Raw genomic sequence first — 20,412 nt, 5'->3', positions numbered from 1 at the left:
CTCTACCTTCGGTAGCCATTTTATTTTTAATAACTACCTCATCTTTAATAGCTATTATATTTTCACTTATTACAAAGTAAACTTTTCATTCACTTAGTTTCGCTGAAATAGAAATTTCTTGGTTAAATAAAATCCTAACTACAGTTATAGCATACTACTACATATATAATAAATCCAATAAGGATTTATTATGGGGATATAATGAGATTTTATAACAAAAACATTACCCAAAACTAAAAAAACTTTTTAAATTTATCTATAACAACGCTAATTTAATCATTAGAAGTTGCTTCTTTACAAAAACTCATAAAGTCTTTTGAAAACTCTGGCTCTTTATTACCTTTATATATAAAATTAAATTCTCTTTTCATGTTAAATCCCTTTATGGGTACCCTTATTAATGTACCCTTTTTTAATTGCTCTTTAACTGCTTCCTTAGATATAACTGTACAGCCTAGATTCTCACACACTAAAGACACCGTAGCACTTATATTAGATATTTCCATATGAATATGTTCATCTGTAAGCATGTGACCGGATTTTATTAAATATTTTTCAAATACCTCTCTAGTTCCAGAGCCTTTTTCTCTTAAAATAAGTTTGTCTCTTAAAACCTCTTCCACATTAACTTCCCCTCTGCCAGCGAAGGGATGCTTTGGCGATGCAACTAATATAAGTTCATCCTTTTTAAAAGTAGTGTACTTAACCTTAGTTTTATCAAAAGGTCCTTCTACTGCTCCCAAATCTATATTTCCATCTAAAAGCTTATTTACTATATTTTCTGTATTATCTATAGTCAATATTATATCTATATTGGGATTCTTATTCATGTATGTACTTATTAAATTAGGTATAGTAAAACCTCCTATAGTGAGACTTGCCCCTAATCTATATTTTTTAATAAAAGATGTACTGTTTTCTAAAGAGTTTTCTATAAATTTACTAAGTCTATCTAGTTCTAAGGCATTTTGATAAAGAAATTCCCCTTGAGACGTGAGCTCTATTTTATTTTTACTCTTTCTAAATAATTTCACCTTATAATATTGTTCAAGAAATTTAATATGTTGAGAAATAGCTGGTTGGGTCATATTTAGAATATTTGCAGCCTTAGTAAAATTTTTAGTTTGTGATACAGTTATAAAAGTTTTTAATTTTATATCTATCATAACTATAATTCCTTTCATTATTATAACTAAACATACTTTACTAACTATATTATCATACTTAAACATTCTAAATCTTAAAAAATAAAGAAGGAACTGCATATAATAAATAGAAATACATTATATACAGCCCCCTGGCATAAATTTCTTTAAATTAAATAGTTCTTATAAGTTTTTTACTTATAACTTCCTTTGCAGCTTTAATTATATCCTCTGATGTCATATGATATTTTTCCTTTAAAAAATCTAAACTTCCCACTTCTCCAAAATGATCTTGAACACCCACTGCCTTTAATGGAACTGGACATTCCTCAGCTAAAACCTCTGCCACAGCACTTTTTAATCCACCTACTACATTATGGTTTTCACAAGTTACCACAGCACCAGTTTTCTTTGAGGATTCAATTATTGTTTCTCTATCTATTGGCTTAATTGTGTGTATGTTAATAACTTCTGCCTCTATATTTTCCTTTTTAAGCTTATCTGCCGCTTCTAATGCTTCTGCTACCATAATTCCTGAAGCAAATAATGTGACATCATTGCCCTTTCTTATATAATCTGCTTTAAATAAATTAAATTCATAATTTTCATCAAATACTATAGGTGAGACTTTTCTAAACAATCTTATATAAATAGGTCCTTCATACTCTATTACCTTAGGAAGAGCTTTTTTAAGTTGCACTATATCTACTGGTTCAAATATAACCATATCTGGAATACTTCTTAATACTCCTATATCCTCCATGCTCATATGAGTGCCACCATTCAATTGTGCGGCAATTCCTGGTGCTGTACCTAATATCTTAACATTTTGTTTTGCATAACATATGGATACCGCAATTTGATCACAAATTCTTCTTGAAGTAAATGGTGTAAAACTAGCTATAAATGGTATACATCCATAGGACGCCATTCCTGCTGCCATGGAAGCCATGTTTTGTTCTGCAATACCCACATCAAAAGCTCTGTCTGGAAATTTACTTCTCAAAGGCATAGTACCGTTTGGCTTAGCTAAATCTGCATCTATAACTACTATTCTCTCATCCTCAGTCATTAATTTTTCTAACTCTTCACACAATACTTTTCTCATCTCTTTATTTTCTAACATTAAGTTCCCCTCCTATTCTAACTCTTTTAATGCTTGTACTCTTTGTTCTTCCGTAATTGGCATACTGTGATTAGCAGTTCCCATTTTCTCTATAAATGAAACTCCTTTACCTTTTATAGTTTCTAAAATAATCATTGTAGGCTTTGATTTAGATTCTTTAGCTTCTTCAATTGCATTATAAATTTTCTCTATGTCATGTCCATCAACAGTTATAACATTCCATCCAAAAGCTTCCCATTTTTTATCTAATGGAGCTACATTCATTATTTCCTCTAAAGTACCATCTAACTGAATCTTATTATAATCTGTAAAACATATAAGATTATTTAATTTAAACTGTACAGAAGTCATGGCTGCTTCCCAAACCTGTCCTTCCTGACTCTCACCATCTCCAACCATACAATAAATATATGCATTATCCTTCATTATTTTTGATGCTTTAGCCATACCTACTGCACAAGATATACCTTGTCCTAATGAACCAACTGTCATGTCAACACCTTTGGTTTTATTCATATCGCAGTGACTAGGTAAGTTAGTTTCCGGCTTATTTAAAGTATCTAATTCTGAAATGTCAAAATATCCCTTCTCCGCTAAAACTGAGTATACTGCCGGACCTGCATGTCCTTTTGACATTACAAACCTATCTCTTCCCTTCATTTTAGGATTTTTAGGGTCTATATTCATTACCTTATTATATAAAACTACTAGAGCTTCCACAGCTGAAAGACTTCCGCCTACATGTCCCTGTCCTAGTTTTGCTATTTGATTAATAATAAGCCTACGTATTATCTTGCTTTTTTCTTCCAACAATTGAATTTCCTTCTTATCCATTTTTATTCCTCCTTTTATTGCATTTAATATTAAGTCACATTCAAATAAATAATAAGTCAGTATACTAGTCTATTTTGCGTCATACTGCGTCAGCAGAACCCGACGATAGTCCTACTATCGACAGAACCTGCTTCCTTGTCTGACACAAAATATACTAGCATCTTTGACTTGTTATTTCTTTTCATGTACCTAAATAACCTTTTATGCATTAAATATTTATTTAATATAAATATTGGGGTTAAAAATATAGGATTTGCTAAAGATACTTAAAGCAAATCCTATATTAAAGCACTATATAATATATTATTATTCATGGGCTTAACTCTCATTATGTCTATTTTTATATAATACTTAATAACTACAGTAAGCATCCATAAAATAAATATTTTTAAATATCTTTGTTTACTAGTTCAATTTTATATATTAAAATATATTTGTGTTTTTTATATAATTTATTTTATTTTCAGGATAGATAATGATCCATTACCTATCCTATTTTTTGTATTAGTGAATAAATATCTTTAATAAATTTCCAAGAAGTATACCTACTATACCAAAATCAGCATCACTAAATGTAGTGTTTGCATATCCTAATCCGCCAAGTACTGGAAGTAATAATACTGGTAGGAAAGTTATAAGTAAACCATGAACAAATGCTCCAAAGAAGGCACCTCTTTTACCACCTGTAGCATTACCAAATACACCAGCTGTGGCACCACAGAAGAAGTGAGGAACAACCCCTGGAAGAATAACTGGAGCTTTTAATGCTATCAATATAACCATTCCAACTATACCACCAAGAAAACTTGATAAGAATCCTATAAGAACTGCATTAGGTGCATATGGATAAACCACTGGACAGTCAAGTGCTGGTTTTGCGTTTGGCACTAATTTCATTGCGATTCCTCTAAATGCTGGAACTATTTCTGCAAGTATCAATCTAACACCAGAAAGTATTACATATACTCCACCTGCAAAAGTTATAGCCTGAATAATTGAAAATACTATAAAGTTTTGTCCACCACTTAATTTTGTTTCAACATATGTGCTGCCACAAGCTATAGCAACAATTACATAAAGAATACCCATTGTTAAACTAACAGCTACTGAACTATCTCTTAAAAATGATAATCCTTGAGGGAAGTTCATATCTTCTGTAGATTTTGAACCTTTTCCTACTAACTTACCAATACCTGCTGAAACTAAATATCCTGTTGTACCGAAATGTCCAAAAGCTACGTCATCTGTACCTGTAATTTTTCTCATAATAGGTTGTGCCATTGCTGGGAAAACAGCCATTATAAATCCTAAAATTATTGAACCCACAACTATTAGTGGAGTTCCTTTCATTCCTCCAGCTACTAATATAGCTGCTATCATACATGCCATATATAAAGTATGATGTCCTGTTAAAAATATATACTTTAGCTTTGTAAATCTAGCTATTAATATATTTGCTATCATACCAAAAGCCATTATAAGCGCTGTTTGTGTACCATAGGTTTTAAGTGCAAGCGCAACTATTGCTTCATTATGTGGTACTATTCCTCTAATACCAAATCCTTGTTGAAACATAGTTCCAAAATGATTTAATGCGCCAACTGCTATTCCTGCACCACCGCCAAGAACTAGAAATCCAAGTATTGTTTTTATTGTTCCTTTAAAAATGTCTGATTTTGATTTTTGTTGTGCTATAAGTCCTATCATCGCTATAAGTCCAACTAATATTGCAGGAACACTTAAAATATCAAGTATTAATTTTAACATAATATTCCTCCTTTTGTTATTATTTTATTAATTCATACAGCTAATTGAAAATTAGCTGTATGAATTATAATAAACCCTTTTTAGTAAAGTAATCCGATAATTTTTCTTTAAGTTCACCAATATCTATCATGTTATTTAGTGAAATTACATCACCTAGAGATGTCAATTGAGATGCAATATCTCTTGTACCAACATAAAGGTCTGCTTTAATCCCTGCTGCTGAAGATAAGTCTGAATGATCCACCTGTGCATTTACATTTAACTCTTTTAATACCTTATTAATATTCATTTCAATCATAAAACTACTTCCAAGTCCACTTCCACAACATACTAATATTTTCATATTTACTCCTCCTTATTTTTCTAACAGTTTTCAAATTTTAAATTATTTACTTAACTTCTTTAATTTTAAAAGCTAAAAACCCAAATATAGATGTAAGTTCTTTAATAGGAATATAGTTACAGCATTTAATTCTATACTTTCCCTATAAGTAACTTACAAAATTTTTTAAGAAACTAATTTTAATTCAGCAAGTATTGTGTCTAAAGGTATATCATTTTTAGCTTCCTCATAAACAAAACGCACCAATTCTTTAGCCGATAGGCTTTTTATAGACTTTATAGTATCACCAATGGTTTCAAGTTTTTTAGGATTATATAATCTATAAATCTCTAAAAAATTGATTGCTAAAAATGTAAGTAGAAAATACCTCTCGATAGAGAGTATACCTTGAACTTTATATTCGTCAAAACCTAAGTGTGTTTTAAGATATTTGTAATTAGTTTCAATGTTCCATCTATATAGATAGTATTTTATTATAGCTTTATTACTAAGTTCTATGTCTGTAGACATTAGATATACTGGTTCTTTAAAGCTGTCCCCATCAACTTCATAGCAAATTAAGGCTAATGCATTTTCAATCTTTGAAACTTTGCCTTCGTATTTATATACTCTATAATCCTTACCTTCGACGGTAACTACATCTAAGGTAGATGGATTTATATATTTAGCAAATTCCTTAATTTGCATTGAAATTCCTAATGGAGAGATTTTTCTATTAGATTTTAAAGCCCCAATAAAGTTAAAACCTTTTAAAATACAACCATTAATTAACTTTTCGCTAGTGTACCAACTATCAGTAAGACAATATATTTTATCGCAGTTAGAAGGTTTTTCAAAAGAATTAATAAAACCTAAAGCTATATCTGGTTTACTCATAAATTTTTTATTATGATTTTTGCAGTTTTCTTCGTTAAAATAAGACTTATAGTTTAGCGGAATAGACATATCCTCTGCTACAAAATTAGAAGTAACTACACAGTGGGACCAAAGATTTTTACCTTCTGTATGGCAATGATTATAGCTTAATCCTTGCATCTTCTTTGCTTGAGTTTTTGGATTAACAGTATCATCTATAACTAAGAATCCTACGGATTTAGGCTTTATGAGTTTATTAAAATGTAGTTTTAAATAATTAATACGATTTCTATCTATGAGACTATCGTCCCATTTAGAGTTACTCAAAAATCTATATATGGAACTGCTGCTTTTAGCAGCTAGTATATATTCTGAAATCTTTAATAAAGATTTAGTGCCATCTAAATTTATTAATCCATTAATAATAGTGGATATATGATGAAATTGAGGTTTACTCATTCCATAATTTACATCATTTAAGTAATTGTAAAGTTCATCATTAATGGATACAATATGATTAGTAAATTTACTTGGCATACTGACAACCTCCCGTGTTTTAATTGAGTAGTAACTTTTATATATCACGGATAAGGTCAGTGTGCCATATTTATTTTTTGGTAATACTACCAATTTAACTTTTTATTTTGCAGAAGTTAAGTTATTTATTTTGAGTATCTAGTTATTACTTTCAGAACTTCTTCTTTATTTGTTGCCCTCATAATTTTTTGTAAATCATCATTATTCATAAACAATTCCATAAGCTGTGATAAAGCTTTCAAATGACATTCATTGTCTATAGCAGCAAGAGTAATCACTAATTTTACAGGATCATTTGTATCACTACCAAATTTAACTGGCTCTTTTAAAGTAACTAAACTCATAGACAATTTATTTACACCATTTTCCGGTCTAGCATGTGAAAGTACTATTCCTGGTGCTACCACCATATAAGGTCCCATTTCTTTGAAATTGTTAAATATTGCATCTTCATAAGATTTTTTAACATAATCTTTCTTTATTAATAAAGAAGTACCAGCTTTAACGGCATCTTCCCAAGAATGACAATCCACATTAAGTTTTATCATATCTTTATTTAATAAATCATCAAGCATATATATAATCCTTCTTTCTAAAACATTTTTTCTATTTCCTTTTAATTCATATAAAAATTCTAGTTGTAGCTGTTGCCTATCTTTTATAACCGCATTTTTTTCCACAATACTTATAAGTCTATTAACTAAGTACTCATCATTACCCTCTTTAGGCACATATTTTATCTGAAGGTACTTTTGGAGTTTATCATAATCCTTACTTAAAAGTAGTGGGCTTATCTTAATGTAATTTTTAGAATTTATCCCTTCTATATCAACTGTACTTATGATAAAGTCATAACTATTTGGATCAATACTTTTAACACTTCTATAGGACGCTGTATTTACAACTTCCACATTAAATTTTTTAGATATTTGCGATGCAATCATATTCGCCGTACCTATACCCGTACCACAAACTAAAACCACTCTTGCTACTTTATTTATACCTTCCTTAACGTTTTCAAGAGCTGCCCCAAAGTGAAGTGTTATGTAAGATATCTCTTGGTCGTTAATTTCACAGCCTATATACTTCTCTAGGTGTTTAATTACATGCTTTGTATTTAAAAATAAATTCTTATATTTACTAGTTACCTCCTGAAAAAGAGGATTTACAAGTTTAAGTCCAAATTTGATTCTATATATTGAAGGCCTTAAATGAAGTACAAGGCTTTCAATAATTTTCATCTTATCCTTTTGAAAATTTACATTGTATATTTTCTCAATTTCTTCTGTCATTATTCTTGCCACGTCATATAAATCATCGTATTTGCAGTCATCTATATCAAATATTTCATTTGTTTTCAATACTTTAGCCCCTAGTAAATGAAGAGTAATATATTCTGTTTCTTCTCTAGGCACCTGTATTTCATATTTTTTTTCAATCTTATACACAATATTTCTAGCAGCTTCATACTCTTTGTACTTCTCTATTGATTTAATATCAACCCCTGGTAGATAAATTTTTTTGTTAAGCTGAATTCTTTTTATCATTATTGCTAAATGTGTTATTAAATTTCCATAAGCTTCATCACTAAACTCTTTACACAATTCTAATTCTGCATTTCTTATAAGTCCATTTAAAAAATCAATGTCTATTTCAGAAAACAACATACTAAATTGTAAATTATTAATCTTAGACTGAGCCATTTTACTATTTATATAATTAAAAATATCTGTAGTTGATATAGTTTCTGAGGCTACTTCAATTATAGCTTTTCTTTTGCTTAATTCACTTCCTTCAACATAAATTCCAACTCTAGGTTTTCTAATCAAATATAGATTTTTAGTCTTCAACCATTTTTCAATTAAATCCATTTCCTTTAATACAGTATTTTTAGAAACACATAAAACCTTTTCAAAGAAGTTAACATTTATTGGAGAACTAGCTTGTAATAACTTTGTTATTATGAATTTAGTCCTCTCTTCTTTAGAATAAGTATACTTAAAAGGAGTATCTGTATTAACAAATTTATCAATAAACTCATCTAATCCTTTTTGCTTTACTAATTTGACCCCTTTGATATGATGTCTTTCAAAATATTTAAAACCATTTTTAACTAAAAATTTTTCTACTTTGTCAATATCATATCTAATGGTCCTGTCAGTGACATTATATTTTTTTGATAATTCAGAAATCTTTATGAAATCATATTTTTCCCTTAAGTACTGTAATATTTCAATACACCTTTTATTTAATTCCATATTTATCATTCCTTTAACTAGTATTCCGGAAATTTTAAATTATTTAATATTACACTTTTTTTATTTTCTATACTTGATATATATCAAATATGTGTTAATGCATGTATGCATTTAATAATTGTCATATTCAATTGTTTTGTTTTTATTTTACTGTCTTTATGAATATATTATACTATTTTTATGCAATAATCTATATTTTTTCTGCATATTGTCTTTCCACTTATTCCGGAAAAATTGAACTTTTTATAGGTGAAAATATAATGTAAAGATTTATATAATTTCTTGTACCTTTTGACTAAAGCAATATAATAATTTTTTATGACTTGTTATAAATAAAATTCAACTAATTTCCAAAGAAATATTATTGTTTTTTAACATATAATACTAATAGCATTGATGATTTTATAGGAGGGCTTATGTACTCAGAGTTATACATTAAATATCCAAAATACTTTGTAGAAAATTTTATGTTTAACATGGAAACACTTATTAGGCAAAAAAATAGTTTTACATCCGAAGAAGCAATGGAAATTGCAGAGCAACTTGGCATTGATTTTTCTAAAGAAAGATTTGATTTAGAAGAATTCCGAATGGGTTTAAACACTGAACTAGAACATGGGGAGAAATACTTTCCTACTAATGTTACACAAGATGATCCTATCACTACAGGTAAAATTGCTCTAGCACACCTAAGAGAATTTCCTGATTACTATACTAGACTTGCAAAACTTGAAGCAGAAGCAAAAACATACTGGGGTATACCATAGTAAAAACAAAAATATAGCGTAAGGATTTACATAACTCCTTACGCCTTTTGACGTACCTCCGTGCTTATTATACACTGAAGACACAATAACTTTACCTATATTCTTTTTTATTTTATGTTATTTACCCATTTTAAATGTAAGATAATTACCTGTGCATATATTTCCATTGGCTGAGTACGCTTTTTATAAGATAATCTGCAGTATCTTGCTTAAACGGCATAACATGTTCATAAAATTGATAGTATTGCAGATAACTATACAATGTCTCGTAGCCGCCTTTTACCCATTCTTCACTATGGGGAAGATACCCCGTACAACCATTGGTGTATCCATTCAAAAAAAGGTAAGGTGCATTTGCGCGTTTAGATGCTTCTAGAGAAATTTCACAGAAAATTTCATCCGGAACCCCACAGAAGCAACCCTCATTCAAATTAAAAAACTGAATTTTTCCTTCTTGAACCTGTATCTCAGTGCCGGATTTCCTAAGCCTTTCGCATTCCAGAAGCCATTCTGAACCATCAATGCCGCATAACCTTTTTGCATCATCCGCAATCTGTTTTGCTTCTTTTTCAGAAGGAACATGTGAGTAGTAATTAAAATCTTTCGAATACATTTGTAGCTTGCGCACTTCTGTCATATCAAAATGCAAGTGTTTCACAGAATCCAGAAGGATATCTGATATCCGATCTAAATCGGAAATACTACCGCCAAGTATTTTGTCCACGCCTACCGGCTTAATGTTTCCTGATGCCCCCTGAACAAGCATTACAGGGCAAAGAAAATATTTTTGCAACTTTTCACGTGTGACACAAAAGTAATCGCTTGAAATCCTGTTGTTACCACCCATCAATATATTGGCGTGTGCGGTTATCCGCAAAACAACAGCTAATGGACGTCCAGTAACAGAATCGGTTATCTTCAATGCTCCAAGACGTTTATCGACTGCAGTACAGCCTATCCTGCGATTTTCTCCGATTTCCGTATTCGTCATTGCCCAACCAACTTTACAAGGTCGAAGTTTTTCGGCTGCTTCTGCCAGACATTTTTCGATCTGATCACACATGAAACGAAAATATCTTTCGCCATTAACCTGCGATAAAGGCGCAGGGGCGGAATGTGTATGCGAAAAACAAAGCATGACACAGGAAATGTCGGTTTTTAATTTCTTAGATACAATGGTACGCAGTTGATCCGAAAGAGTTGTTGTCAATCCAAGACTGTCAATTGCAATTAAGCAATAACACCTACCGCAAAACTCCAGTATAAGTATCTGCGCATACAGAGGATGCAAAACACCTTGAGAATTACTATTCTCCCTGTAACATCCAATTAATTCCACTTGAAAATCAGGTGTAATATCAGTTTGTGTAAAAAAAGCTTTATTATTATATTTTTTATTCATTTGGCTCTCTCCTTTAAAGTATTTATACAATGGACAAAGCCTAAAAACAGGGTAATCATTACTTCATGCATCCTTTACCCTAATAGGCTTTGCATGAAGCATTAACAATCATAAGTCTCATATCATCACCTCCTATTTATAAACATCTATAAAAGCAACCCTTTAATATTTACTATACTAAGATAAATTTTATATCACTTCAAGTGTTAACTCACCATTTTTACTGTCCATAGTTCAGCCGTTTGAACAAGCCTAAGCGATGCCTTCTCCTGCCATGACCTTTTGAAATAATCCTCCAGAGTGCCATTGTAAAGTTGCGGATTGCTCCCTCAATTATCAACATTTTCTAACGAATACTAATTAATTCATAGTTTTTCTCATAAATTCATTTGGACTCATATAATCTAAACTACCATGAATTCTTTCATCATTATAAAACTTTATGTAATCATTAATTAACTTGTTGTGCTAGTTCTTTCACCAGCAATATTTACAAATAAAAAAACTCCAGCACAATATGCTAACCTATCATTAAAAAGCATAACCAATTTAATGAGGGGGAACATACATGCTAGAGCTTTATAATAAAGATTCATACAGTTATAGAGGGTTTAAAAGACTTTATAACCACCATATTTGTTATAATTAATAATACTTACAAAGAACTAACTCCGTCACATATTAAAAACCCAAGAAATATTAATTATAACTTTAATAGTCATGCTACCCACTAAATCTACGGAATAATAAACCTAAATATGAATATACGGGAATTGTTTTTTTATTTAGCGTATCGGGTTAATTTATATGAAACTTAGCATTATACCTTTAAAAATAAGCATAACAGCTACTGCTCCCGAATCTGGTCTTCCCAAGGATTTTTCTCCATAATAAGCTGCTCTTCCATGTACTGATTTTAATTCTTTTGTGTTCTCAACTCCCTGCTCTGCAGCTTCATATGCCATTTTAAAAGCTTCTTTAATGTTAACTTCTGACTTTAAAGATTGCTCTAGGGCTTCCACTGCTGGATATAACGCATCCAGCATAGTCTTATCTCCAATTTTTGCTCTTCCCTTTTCCATAACACCATTGATAGCTGCTTTCCCTATCGATGTTAAATCTTCAAGAGTTAATTCTTCCTTACCCTTTGTTTCTTTAGCTCCTTTTATTAAACATATTGATATTAAAGTACCCATGGTAGACGGAACTTTAGAATTCATAAGCATTCCAAGTTTCATAAATATATTTCCTAAGTCATTAGATTCGATTTTATCAAATTCCTCATATAAGTACTTAAATCCAGTAGTCATGGTTATTCCCAGATCCCCATCTCCCATGGCAGAATCTAGTTCCGTTAAATAATCTTTTTGTTCGTATAAAACACCTACTATACATTCTAATATATCCTTTATAAATAACTTTGTTATATTTTCCATGCTCACCGTTGTATAAAATCTACTCAAAGCTAATATTTAGAGATTTATTCCTTATTCATACACTAACACCCTCAAGGTTCTACCCTATGATTACACCACTTTCGCAATGTATGGGATTCACAATAGCTAATTAATATCATACACAAAATAAGATAAAATATACATGTGAATTTATATTAGGTTCTATTATATTTTGGTAGATTTAATACAACAGTTCACCTCCCTCCCTATAAATTATTTAAATTGTTGAAAAAATGGTGAATAAGCTTGGAAATCTAATAATTCTTTAAGTTCCTCATCAAGTTTTAGTAATGTTATAGACATACCTGCCATCTCAAGAGATGTAGCAAACTCGCCTATATAATTTCTATATATTTTTATTTTCTTTTCCTCTAACACTTTACAAGCTTTTCTATATGCTATATATAGTTCTTCCTTTGGTGTTGCTCCTAATCCATTTACTAAAATAGATACTTCGCTTCCCTCTTCAAAAGGTAAGTCTTCCAATATTTTATTAATTATATAATCTACAACTTCATCTAAAGGTTTTAACTCACACCTTTTAATACCCGGTTCTCCGTGTATTCCCATACCTATTTCCATTTCATTGTCATCAATTGAAAATGTTTCCTTGCCTACTTCTGGAACTATGCAGGAAGTAAGTGCCACTCCCATGGTTCTTGTATTATCAACTGCTTTTTGTGCTAGCCTTTTTACTTCATTTAATTCATACATTTTTTCTGCAGCTGCACCAGCTATTTTATACGCATAGAAAAGGCCAGCTACACCCCTTCTATTTGATTCTTTTCCTTTTGGTGCTGAAGCTACATCATCTGTCACAAGTACTTCTTCAACTTGTATATCATCCATTTCCGCCATATCCTGTGCCATGCCAAAGTTCATTCTGTCTCCGCCATAATTCCCATACAAATGTAAAACTCCAGCACCATTTTCTATTGCCTTGTCCACTTCATACATACATTCTGCACTTGGTGATGCAAATACATTTCCTACAGTTACTCCATCAGCTAATCCATATCCTACATATCCTAGAAAAGTAGGTAGGTGACCTGAGCCACCTCCCGTTGCAATAGCTACCTTACCCTTTTTCTTTTCATCAGCTCTTACTATACATCTAAAATTATTATTTACCATCTTAAGACATTCACTATGGGCCGTTATAATTCCTTCTACGGTTTCTCTTACAAAATCTTCTGGTCTATTTATTAATTTCTTCATATTTTTTACCTTCTCACTTTATCAAAATTTATTTCAGAAGGATATGCCCAGCTCTGTAATTCATCTTGTGGTAAAACATTAGGTTCCTTGCCTCCGTTTATAAGTAGAGCTCTAAAATATACCTCTGCTATCTCTTCTACATAATGAGCATTTAAAAGTGCATCGTCAATATTTTCAGCTACAGCTACTACTCCATGACTTTCTAATAAACATGCATTTGACTTTTTCAATGGTTCAATTACACTCTCTGCAAGAGCTCTTGTGCCTGGTCTTCCATAAGATGCTACAGGTACTGTTCCGCCATAAGACATTGACTCATATACTACTGCAGGAATTTCCTTTCTTAGTACCGCAAAGGATGTTGCAAATCTAGAATGAGTATGTACTACAGCATTTATGTCTGGTCTTGCCTTGTAAGCCTCAAGATGCATCATAACTTCACTAGAAGGTCTTAAATTTGTTTCCATCTCTATTACATTTGCATCCAAATCTATAACACAAACATCTCTATAAGTTAATTTTTCTCTTGCAACTCCTGATGGAGTAATTACTACATATCCAGACTCTTTATCTCTTATACTAAAATTGCCTGATTTATGCTTACATAATCCAGATTTATCTGCTTCTCTAGCAATTTCTACTACCTTTTTCTTTAATTCTTCTAACATCAAAATTCCTCCTCATTATATTAATAAATTTTACTTTAAAGAATCTAGTGCCTCATCTTTTTTCTTCATATATTTAGCATACCAGAAAAATAGTACTGCTAAACCTATTAGCACTGCTAAGCCAGCTATTTCTCCATGTATTATATTAAATCCATGTGCTAATCCCCATCTTAGAGCAGGCACTTCAAATGCAAACCAACTTAAGAATTGTCCATTTGGCACTGTTATACTTCCAACAGCTTTTGCAAGACTAGTAACTGTTCCACTGAAGTTAGTTGCTACTATTAAGAATAATGGTGTTACTATAGTACTTAATACTAACATTCTAATTATATTTCCACCTGTTACTATCATAGCTGGAACTACTACAGATATATTAATTATTGATCCTAAAGGTAATACTGTGTTTGATCCTGTTTTAGCCATAATTACTGCAAGTACTAGTTCTATTGGAACCATTAATATAGCTGCAACCCATATTTCTGATATTCCAGCAAGGAATGGCCAGTCAAGTCCTATATATAATTCTCTGTCTTTGAATTTTTTCTTCATAAAATCTCCTACTGCATCAGCAATTGGTGCAAGAGCTTGCATAAACAATTTTGCTACCATTGGGAAAAGTACCAATGCTGTTGAAACTTGAACTGCAGTATTTAATATTCCTTTTAAATCATATTTTGCAAATAGTGCAATAAGTGCACCTACTATAAATCCCATAACACTATTTTCACCAAATACACCTATTTTCTCCTTAAGTTTTGCTGCATCTATATTACTCTTATTTAATCCTGGCACAAAATCTAGTAATCTATTTATAGGTGCTAGTAAAACAGCTGTTAATGTCATACAGTGAGTACATGCTATTCCAGGTATTTTAGTTAATTCATATAATTGCTTTTGTGTAATATCTGCATTTTTAAGTTCCACTATTACTTGAACTGCTGCCGCAATTATTCCAAGTGGAACACTCTTAGTAACAGCTGTTACTAATGTTGCGGTAAATATTTTACCCCAAACATTCCATAAATCTACATTTAAACAGTTTGTCCATCCCAAAACTAACATCAATATATTTATACCTATTGTTATAGGGAAAACTAAAAGTGCATACGGCCACGCCCAAGCAATGGCTGACATTGGTGCCCAACCTACATCTATTGAATTTAGCTTTATTCCTGTAGCTTTTACAAATTCACTGGCTGCTGGACTTATAGCCCCAAACATAAATTCTAGAATTAAATTCATCCCTGTAAAGGCTATTCCTAATGTTAAGCCAGCTATTATTGCTTTTTTAGGTTTCATTTTCATACAAAGTCCTAGTAAAATCATTATAACAGGTAAAAATACAGCTGCGCCTAAATCTAGAATATAATGTATTATAGTATTCATATTCTAACCTCCCATTTTCTTTTTTTATTTTTTATGATAAGATAAAATAGCTTATTTTTTTATTTCTATCTCCTAGATTCATAAAATAAATCTGGGAGATATTTTTTATTTTTTATATTTTTCTATTCATTTATATAATTTTTAAGCTTTTCGAATTCTGCATCAATTCCCATGCCTGTTAAAAATGGTATTCCACTTATAGTTGGTTTATCCCAGTTTTGTGATTTTAGTGGAACTATAGATACATAAATATCACATTGATCAATTAGACTTTCTAGTGACTTAATATCTACAGCTTCTACACTAACAGGTAACTTTTCATCTTCACACATACTAGAAATTTTTGATGCAACAGTTTGAGATGTTGCTACACCTGAACCACACGCTACATAGATTTTTTTAATTTTACCCATAATAATATCCTCCCTTTTTTTTTAATATATTTTAATTTTTAATTACCTATATTATTTTTCTAAAACATTTTTTAGTATTGAATTTATTTGACTTTTTTCATGAGAATTATATATATTTAAAAGGATTTCCTCATTTGAAAATATAGACATTAATTTACTTAATGTTTTTACTTGTTGATCAGGATTTTTAATAGCTAACATAAATATTAATTTTGCTTCCACATCATTAATATCACTACCCATTTCTTTAAAAACAACCGAATTTTTTAACTTTGCTACAAGTATAGTTGGCTTTTCAACATGTTTTGCATATGTATGTGGAATTGCTACACCTACCCCTGGGGTATTAAGTCCTGTTGGGAATTCTTCTTCTCTTTGCAAAACTCCATCAATGTATGTATCTTTTACGTATCCTTTTTCTTCTAATATATTTGCTAAACCTCTTAGCAAGCTTTCTTTATCCTCTGCTTCATAATCTAATATTATAAATTCTTCATTTAATAATGATACATCCTCTTTCATGTTCCTATTCTCCTTTTCTTATGCTTTTTATATTTAAATCTATAGCAATTTCAATGCCAATTTAGTGCATAAGCTTACAATCCTTGGATTTGTAAATGTTTTCTTATTAAATTATGCACTAACAAATTTTAAATTTATTAGTGCATAACTTTTCTTAATCCTTAATTTTAAATTTAGATATCTAACAATTCTAACAATTCTTAATATCGTACAATTCAATCGAGTATTATGGTTGTATTTTCAAAATTATTATATTATGATTGAGATAAATATAATTTATTTAAAATTCCAAAGGAGATTATTTCATTGAAAAATTCTATTTGGTACCTTTTTGTTTTTTTAAATCTAATACTTTTTATTTTTTCCCTAATATATCATAATATTTACTTAACTCTATTAACCTTTGCTCTTGCTATGTTTTTAAACAAATTTTCAAAAAATATTTCTTCTCCTAAAGCCTTTGATAAATTCAAGACTATAAATTTTAAAAAGGAAAAATTGTAGGTGATATTTTGAAAAACATAGATGCAATATTTGATTATATAACTAACAAGATAACTTTATCTTATATTAAAAATTGTATTAATAATAATAATTACATAGGTGTGGATGCTACCGAAATAGAAAATACTTTTAACATTGTAAGAAATAATGCTAGTACTATTTTAAATCAGTTAGTTAAGCAGGATAAATTAATTAAAATAAACTCTAGACCTGTGTCTTTTTTCCCAAAACAAATTCTCATTGACTGTAATCTAATTAATGAAAATGAATCAAATATTATATATAGTCTAGAGAAATTCAGAAATTGTATTTACTCAATAAATAATCCTAGTATTAACGATAATAGTACTATTAAGAAGGATCCTTTTAACCAATTAATTGGATCGCATAGCAGTCTTTTAACTCAAATCGAACAAGCTAAGGCTGCCCTTATGTATCCGCCTAAAGGTCTACATACTTTACTTTTAGGAGAAAGTGGTGTTGGAAAAAGCACTTTTGCATTGGCCATGTACCAGTATGCAAAAATCAATAAAAAATTAGATGAAAAAGTTTATCCTATTGTTTCTTTCAATTGTTCTGATTATTTCAACAATCCGCAACTTTTGCTATCCCAACTTTTTGGACATGTTAAAGGTTCTTTTACTGGCGCTAATTGTGATAAAGATGGTTTAGTTTCAAAGGCTAATGGAGGTATACTTTTCCTTGATGAAGTTCATAGATTACCTTCTGATGGTCAAGAGATGTTATTTTCCCTTATAGATAAAGGTGAATATCATAGACTAGGTGAATCCAATTGTACTCATAAAAGTAATGTGATGATCATTGCTGCTACCACAGAGGATCCTCATAAATCTTTATTATCCACTTTTTTAAGAAGAATTCCTGTTATAATTACTCTTCCACCTTTCAGGAAAAAATCCATTCAAGAAAAAATGGAAGTTATAGAAACTTTATTTTACTATGAGTGTACAAATTTAAATAAAGAGATAAAAATATCTCCAGAAGTTTTAAAAGCTTTAGCTTTATATCCATTTAAAATAGGTAATATAGGGCAATTAAAATCAGAGGTAAAACTCATATGTGCTAAATCTTTTTTAAATCATCTTAAAAACAACAGCACCATTACTGTAGAATTTAAGATGCTTAGCGAAGATATTATTGATTTTGTTTTTAGTAACAGTGAAATTAGAAATGAAGATAAATCATATTTAGAAATGTTTAAGAATTATTTAGTTTTATCACCTGGAAATTATAAAATTTTTCATCCCGAAAAAATAAACGATAACATATATAAAAAAATAACATATTATGTAAGTAAATATAAAAAATCCAATTTATCAAAGGAAGAAATTGATTCAAAAATAGACAATATAATAAAAGACCACTTCAAAAATATGCTTAACAAAATTAATGTTAAAAATATAAATAAAACTGCTCTCTACAAAATAGTGCCTGAAGAAGTGGTAAATACCTCCATAGAATTAATTAGTATAGCAGAAAAAGAACTTCATACTTCTTTAAATCCAAAATTTATATTTGCCTTTGCTTTTCATATTAATTCTTTGCTACAAAGAATCAGAGAGGGTGAACCTGTTGTAAATTCAAATTTACTTAAAGCTCGTTTATCTCACCCTAATGAATACAATGCTTCAAAAGTACTTGTAAAAAAAATTAGTGATAAATTTGGTGTAATTGTGCCTGAAGATGAAAAGGGTTTCCTATCCATACTTTTAGCCAATAATAAAATTGATACATGTACTAATTCAAACATACCAATAATTATTCTATGTCATGGTAATAGCACAGCTTCTAGTATGGCCGATGTTGCTAATAAACTTCTTAATAGTGATATTATAAAAGCCATAGATATGCCATTAGATGCAAACATTCAGGACATATACACAAAATTTAAATCCACAGCAGTAGCTGTAAATAAGGGGCATGGAATACTTGTTGCCGTAGATATGGGTTCACTGTGTAACTTTGGTACTAATCTGGAAAAGGAAACAGGCATAAAGGTAAGAACCCTATGTAATATATCTACCTTGATTCTCTTAGAAGCTTTAAGAAAAGTAATGTATAACAACGAGGATTTAGATACCATATGTGACTCTCTTTCCTCAAATTCCTCCTCTTTTACTCTTAAACCTATTAAAAAGCCAAAGGCAATACTCACTTTATGTGTTACTGGTCAAGGTGGAGGTATGATAGCTAAAAAGATTTTATTGGATAATTTAAACGAAGAATATAAAAAACATATTAAAATACTCGCAACTAATTACTCCGAAGTTAAAAATAATATAAAAAGTTTTACAAACAAATACCATATAATAGCTTGTGTTGGCAGCATAAATCCAAACTTAAATGTTCCATATTTCCCCATTAATAAAATTTTAAATAATTCTTTCAAAGAAGAATTTACTAAATTTTTAGATACTAAATTTGAAAAAGATGCATTTAATAAAAATGGTGAAAAAGAGAATTCTAAAAGCGTATATGAATTATCTAAAGAAATGCTAGAGGAATATTTAAAATTTGTTAATCCTAAAATTGCCATATCTAATATTAAAAAATTTATCATAAAATTAGGTTTAGATGATTCTTACAATAATAAAAATAATATTATGGATTTAATGCTTCATATGGGCTGTATGCTAGATAGGTGTATACATGGAGACAAAGTTAAATTTGACAATGTAGAAAATTTTAAATTAAATAACTTAGAAAAATTCATGTCCATAAAAACCGCCTGTACTTTACTTGAAAAAGAATATGATATTTGTATTAATGATGATGAGATCTGCTATATAGTACAAGTTATTAATAGATAACTTGTAAAAAATTAATTTCTATAATAAAACTGTTAAAAAAGTAGCTATTACACTAACTAATAAGTGTAATAGCTACTTTTTTTGGTGCTCCCGACAGGATTTGAACCTGCGGCCTACTGATTACGAATCAGTTGCGCTACCAGCTCCTTATATATCAATGCTTTACGCCGATTTTACACCTCAACTGTGTAACGGGCATCCTTTTTTTAAAAGGGTATCATACAATTGCAGAATTTTCAATGGGGTGTGGTAAGTTGTTTTCTACTAGCAATAATTTATTATCCTTTTGAAGTTTTAAATTAGCAGCTTCAAGCATAAGCTTTTTTTGTTCTACAGCAATCCTTACCTGTTTTTTCTACTTCTTAACACTACTAAA

At 30.1% G+C, this 20,412-nt stretch carries 17 protein-coding genes and 1 pseudogene; 3 read left to right on the top strand and 15 right to left on the bottom strand.

Annotated features, from left to right (window positions below; all coding sequences use genetic code 11):
* Nucleotides 1-272: 272 nt before the first annotated feature.
* The 7 genes from C1715_RS03445 to C1715_RS03415 all read right to left on the bottom strand — a co-directional run bounded on the left by C1715_RS03445 (nt 273) and on the right by C1715_RS03415 (nt 8,865).
* Complete coding sequence (locus C1715_RS03445) at nt 273-1,232, bottom strand: LysR family transcriptional regulator (RefSeq protein ID WP_180963975.1); 960 nt, start codon at nt 1,230-1,232, stop codon at nt 273-275.
* A gap of 85 nt (nt 1,233-1,317) precedes the next feature.
* On the bottom strand, nt 1,318-2,271 hold the full coding sequence (locus C1715_RS03440; protein ID WP_102399269.1) for a transketolase family protein: 954 nt from the start codon (nt 2,269-2,271) through the stop codon (nt 1,318-1,320).
* A 12-nt stretch (nt 2,272-2,283) separates the two neighbouring features.
* Nucleotides 2,284-3,105 (bottom strand): transketolase, encoded by an 822-nt coding sequence (locus tag C1715_RS03435; RefSeq protein ID WP_102399268.1) that lies wholly within the window; start codon nt 3,103-3,105, stop codon nt 2,284-2,286.
* Nucleotides 3,106-3,609: 504 nt separating this feature from the next.
* Nucleotides 3,610-4,872 carry a PTS ascorbate transporter subunit IIC gene (locus C1715_RS03430; RefSeq protein ID WP_102399267.1) on the bottom strand — a complete coding sequence of 421 codons (1,263 nt, stop codon included), beginning with the start codon at nt 4,870-4,872 and terminating at the stop codon, nt 3,610-3,612.
* A 64-nt stretch (nt 4,873-4,936) separates the two neighbouring features.
* Nucleotides 4,937-5,215 (bottom strand): PTS sugar transporter subunit IIB, encoded by a 279-nt coding sequence (locus C1715_RS03425; RefSeq protein ID WP_102399266.1) that lies wholly within the window; start codon nt 5,213-5,215, stop codon nt 4,937-4,939.
* A 165-nt stretch (nt 5,216-5,380) separates the two neighbouring features.
* Nucleotides 5,381-6,607 (bottom strand): IS701 family transposase, encoded by a 1,227-nt coding sequence (locus C1715_RS03420; RefSeq protein WP_102398934.1) that lies wholly within the window; start codon nt 6,605-6,607, stop codon nt 5,381-5,383.
* A 125-nt stretch (nt 6,608-6,732) separates the two neighbouring features.
* On the bottom strand, nt 6,733-8,865 hold the full coding sequence (locus C1715_RS03415) for a BglG family transcription antiterminator (protein WP_180963974.1): 2,133 nt from the start codon (nt 8,863-8,865) through the stop codon (nt 6,733-6,735).
* A gap of 467 nt (nt 8,866-9,332) precedes the next feature.
* Between C1715_RS03415 and C1715_RS03410 the strand changes: the two genes are divergently transcribed.
* Nucleotides 9,333-9,632: a DUF5661 family protein gene (locus C1715_RS03410; RefSeq protein ID WP_102399487.1), complete on the top strand. Its 300-nt coding sequence runs from the start codon at nt 9,333-9,335 to the stop codon at nt 9,630-9,632.
* A gap of 145 nt (nt 9,633-9,777) precedes the next feature.
* On the opposite strand, the gene C1715_RS03405 is transcribed toward C1715_RS03410, so the two are convergent.
* Entirely contained in the window at nt 9,778-11,034 is a 1,257-nt protein-coding gene (locus C1715_RS03405) for an alkaline ceramidase (RefSeq protein ID WP_102399264.1), read from the bottom strand.
* A 360-nt stretch (nt 11,035-11,394) separates the two neighbouring features.
* On the bottom strand, nt 11,395-11,490 hold the full coding sequence (locus C1715_RS20265; RefSeq protein ID WP_146005364.1) for an IS3 family transposase: 96 nt from the start codon (nt 11,488-11,490) through the stop codon (nt 11,395-11,397).
* Nucleotides 11,491-11,602: 112 nt separating this feature from the next.
* On the opposite strand from C1715_RS20265, the pseudogene C1715_RS20260 reads away from it, so the two are divergent.
* Nucleotides 11,603-11,735: pseudogene (locus C1715_RS20260) on the top strand (IS982 family transposase); the annotation flags it as partial.
* Between the two features lie 102 nt (nt 11,736-11,837).
* Here the strand turns inward: C1715_RS20260 and dhaL are convergent.
* The 6 genes from dhaL to C1715_RS03370 form a co-directional block, all read right to left on the bottom strand.
* Complete coding sequence (dhaL, locus tag C1715_RS03395) at nt 11,838-12,470, bottom strand: dihydroxyacetone kinase subunit DhaL (RefSeq protein ID WP_102399486.1); 633 nt, start codon at nt 12,468-12,470, stop codon at nt 11,838-11,840.
* A 234-nt stretch (nt 12,471-12,704) separates the two neighbouring features.
* Nucleotides 12,705-13,709 carry a dihydroxyacetone kinase subunit DhaK gene (locus tag C1715_RS03390; protein ID WP_102399263.1) on the bottom strand — a complete coding sequence of 335 codons (1,005 nt, stop codon included), beginning with the start codon at nt 13,707-13,709 and terminating at the stop codon, nt 12,705-12,707.
* A gap of 5 nt (nt 13,710-13,714) precedes the next feature.
* Entirely contained in the window at nt 13,715-14,377 is a 663-nt protein-coding gene (locus C1715_RS03385) for a class II aldolase/adducin family protein (RefSeq protein WP_102399262.1), read from the bottom strand.
* A gap of 30 nt (nt 14,378-14,407) precedes the next feature.
* A complete protein-coding gene (locus tag C1715_RS03380; RefSeq protein ID WP_102399261.1) occupies nt 14,408-15,766 on the bottom strand; it encodes a PTS galactitol transporter subunit IIC in 1,359 nt (452 codons plus the stop codon).
* Nucleotides 15,767-15,888: 122 nt separating this feature from the next.
* Nucleotides 15,889-16,179 carry a PTS sugar transporter subunit IIB gene (locus C1715_RS03375; RefSeq protein ID WP_341457733.1) on the bottom strand — a complete coding sequence of 97 codons (291 nt, stop codon included), beginning with the start codon at nt 16,177-16,179 and terminating at the stop codon, nt 15,889-15,891.
* Nucleotides 16,180-16,230: 51 nt separating this feature from the next.
* A complete protein-coding gene (locus tag C1715_RS03370) occupies nt 16,231-16,701 on the bottom strand; it encodes a PTS sugar transporter subunit IIA (RefSeq protein WP_102399260.1) in 471 nt (156 codons plus the stop codon).
* A 512-nt stretch (nt 16,702-17,213) separates the two neighbouring features.
* Here C1715_RS03370 and C1715_RS03360 point away from each other — a divergent pair.
* Nucleotides 17,214-20,036: a sigma-54-dependent transcriptional regulator gene (locus tag C1715_RS03360; RefSeq protein WP_102399258.1), complete on the top strand. Its 2,823-nt coding sequence runs from the start codon at nt 17,214-17,216 to the stop codon at nt 20,034-20,036.
* The last annotated feature ends 376 nt before the right edge of the window (nt 20,037-20,412 follow it).

This window comes from Haloimpatiens massiliensis (assembly GCF_900184255.1).
Lineage (GTDB): Bacteria > Bacillota > Clostridia > Clostridiales > Clostridiaceae > Haloimpatiens > Haloimpatiens massiliensis.
Note: the sequence above shows the minus strand (reverse complement) of the source record. Positions and strands in the feature narration are given on the sequence as shown.

Excerpts from the sequence above, each read along its gene's own strand:
- C1715_RS03375 (WP_341457733.1), bottom strand. The coding sequence starts at position 16,179 with ATGGGTAAAATTAAAAAAATCTATGTAGCGTGTGGTTCAGGTGTAGCA.
- C1715_RS03440 (WP_102399269.1), bottom strand. The coding sequence starts at position 2,271 with ATGTTAGAAAATAAAGAGATGAGAAAAGTATTGTGTGAAGAGTTAGAA.
- C1715_RS03435 (WP_102399268.1), bottom strand. The coding sequence starts at position 3,105 with ATGGATAAGAAGGAAATTCAATTGTTGGAAGAAAAAAGCAAGATAATA.
- C1715_RS03420 (WP_102398934.1), bottom strand. The coding sequence starts at position 6,607 with ATGCCAAGTAAATTTACTAATCATATTGTATCCATTAATGATGAACTT.
- C1715_RS03425 (WP_102399266.1), bottom strand. The coding sequence starts at position 5,215 with ATGAAAATATTAGTATGTTGTGGAAGTGGACTTGGAAGTAGTTTTATG.
- C1715_RS03405 (WP_102399264.1), bottom strand. The coding sequence starts at position 11,034 with ATGAATAAAAAATATAATAATAAAGCTTTTTTTACACAAACTGATATT.
- C1715_RS03445 (WP_180963975.1), bottom strand. The coding sequence starts at position 1,232 with ATGTTTAAGTATGATAATATAGTTAGTAAAGTATGTTTAGTTATAATA.
- C1715_RS03380 (WP_102399261.1), bottom strand. The coding sequence starts at position 15,766 with ATGAATACTATAATACATTATATTCTAGATTTAGGCGCAGCTGTATTT.
- C1715_RS03385 (WP_102399262.1), bottom strand. The coding sequence starts at position 14,377 with ATGTTAGAAGAATTAAAGAAAAAGGTAGTAGAAATTGCTAGAGAAGCA.
- C1715_RS03415 (WP_180963974.1), bottom strand. The coding sequence starts at position 8,865 with ATGGAATTAAATAAAAGGTGTATTGAAATATTACAGTACTTAAGGGAA.
- C1715_RS03430 (WP_102399267.1), bottom strand. The coding sequence starts at position 4,872 with ATGTTAAAATTAATACTTGATATTTTAAGTGTTCCTGCAATATTAGTT.
- C1715_RS03370 (WP_102399260.1), bottom strand. The coding sequence starts at position 16,701 with ATGAAAGAGGATGTATCATTATTAAATGAAGAATTTATAATATTAGAT.
- C1715_RS03390 (WP_102399263.1), bottom strand. The coding sequence starts at position 13,709 with ATGAAGAAATTAATAAATAGACCAGAAGATTTTGTAAGAGAAACCGTA.
- C1715_RS03410 (WP_102399487.1), top strand. The coding sequence starts at position 9,333 with ATGTTTAACATGGAAACACTTATTAGGCAAAAAAATAGTTTTACATCC.
- dhaL (WP_102399486.1), bottom strand. The coding sequence starts at position 12,470 with ATGGAAAATATAACAAAGTTATTTATAAAGGATATATTAGAATGTATA.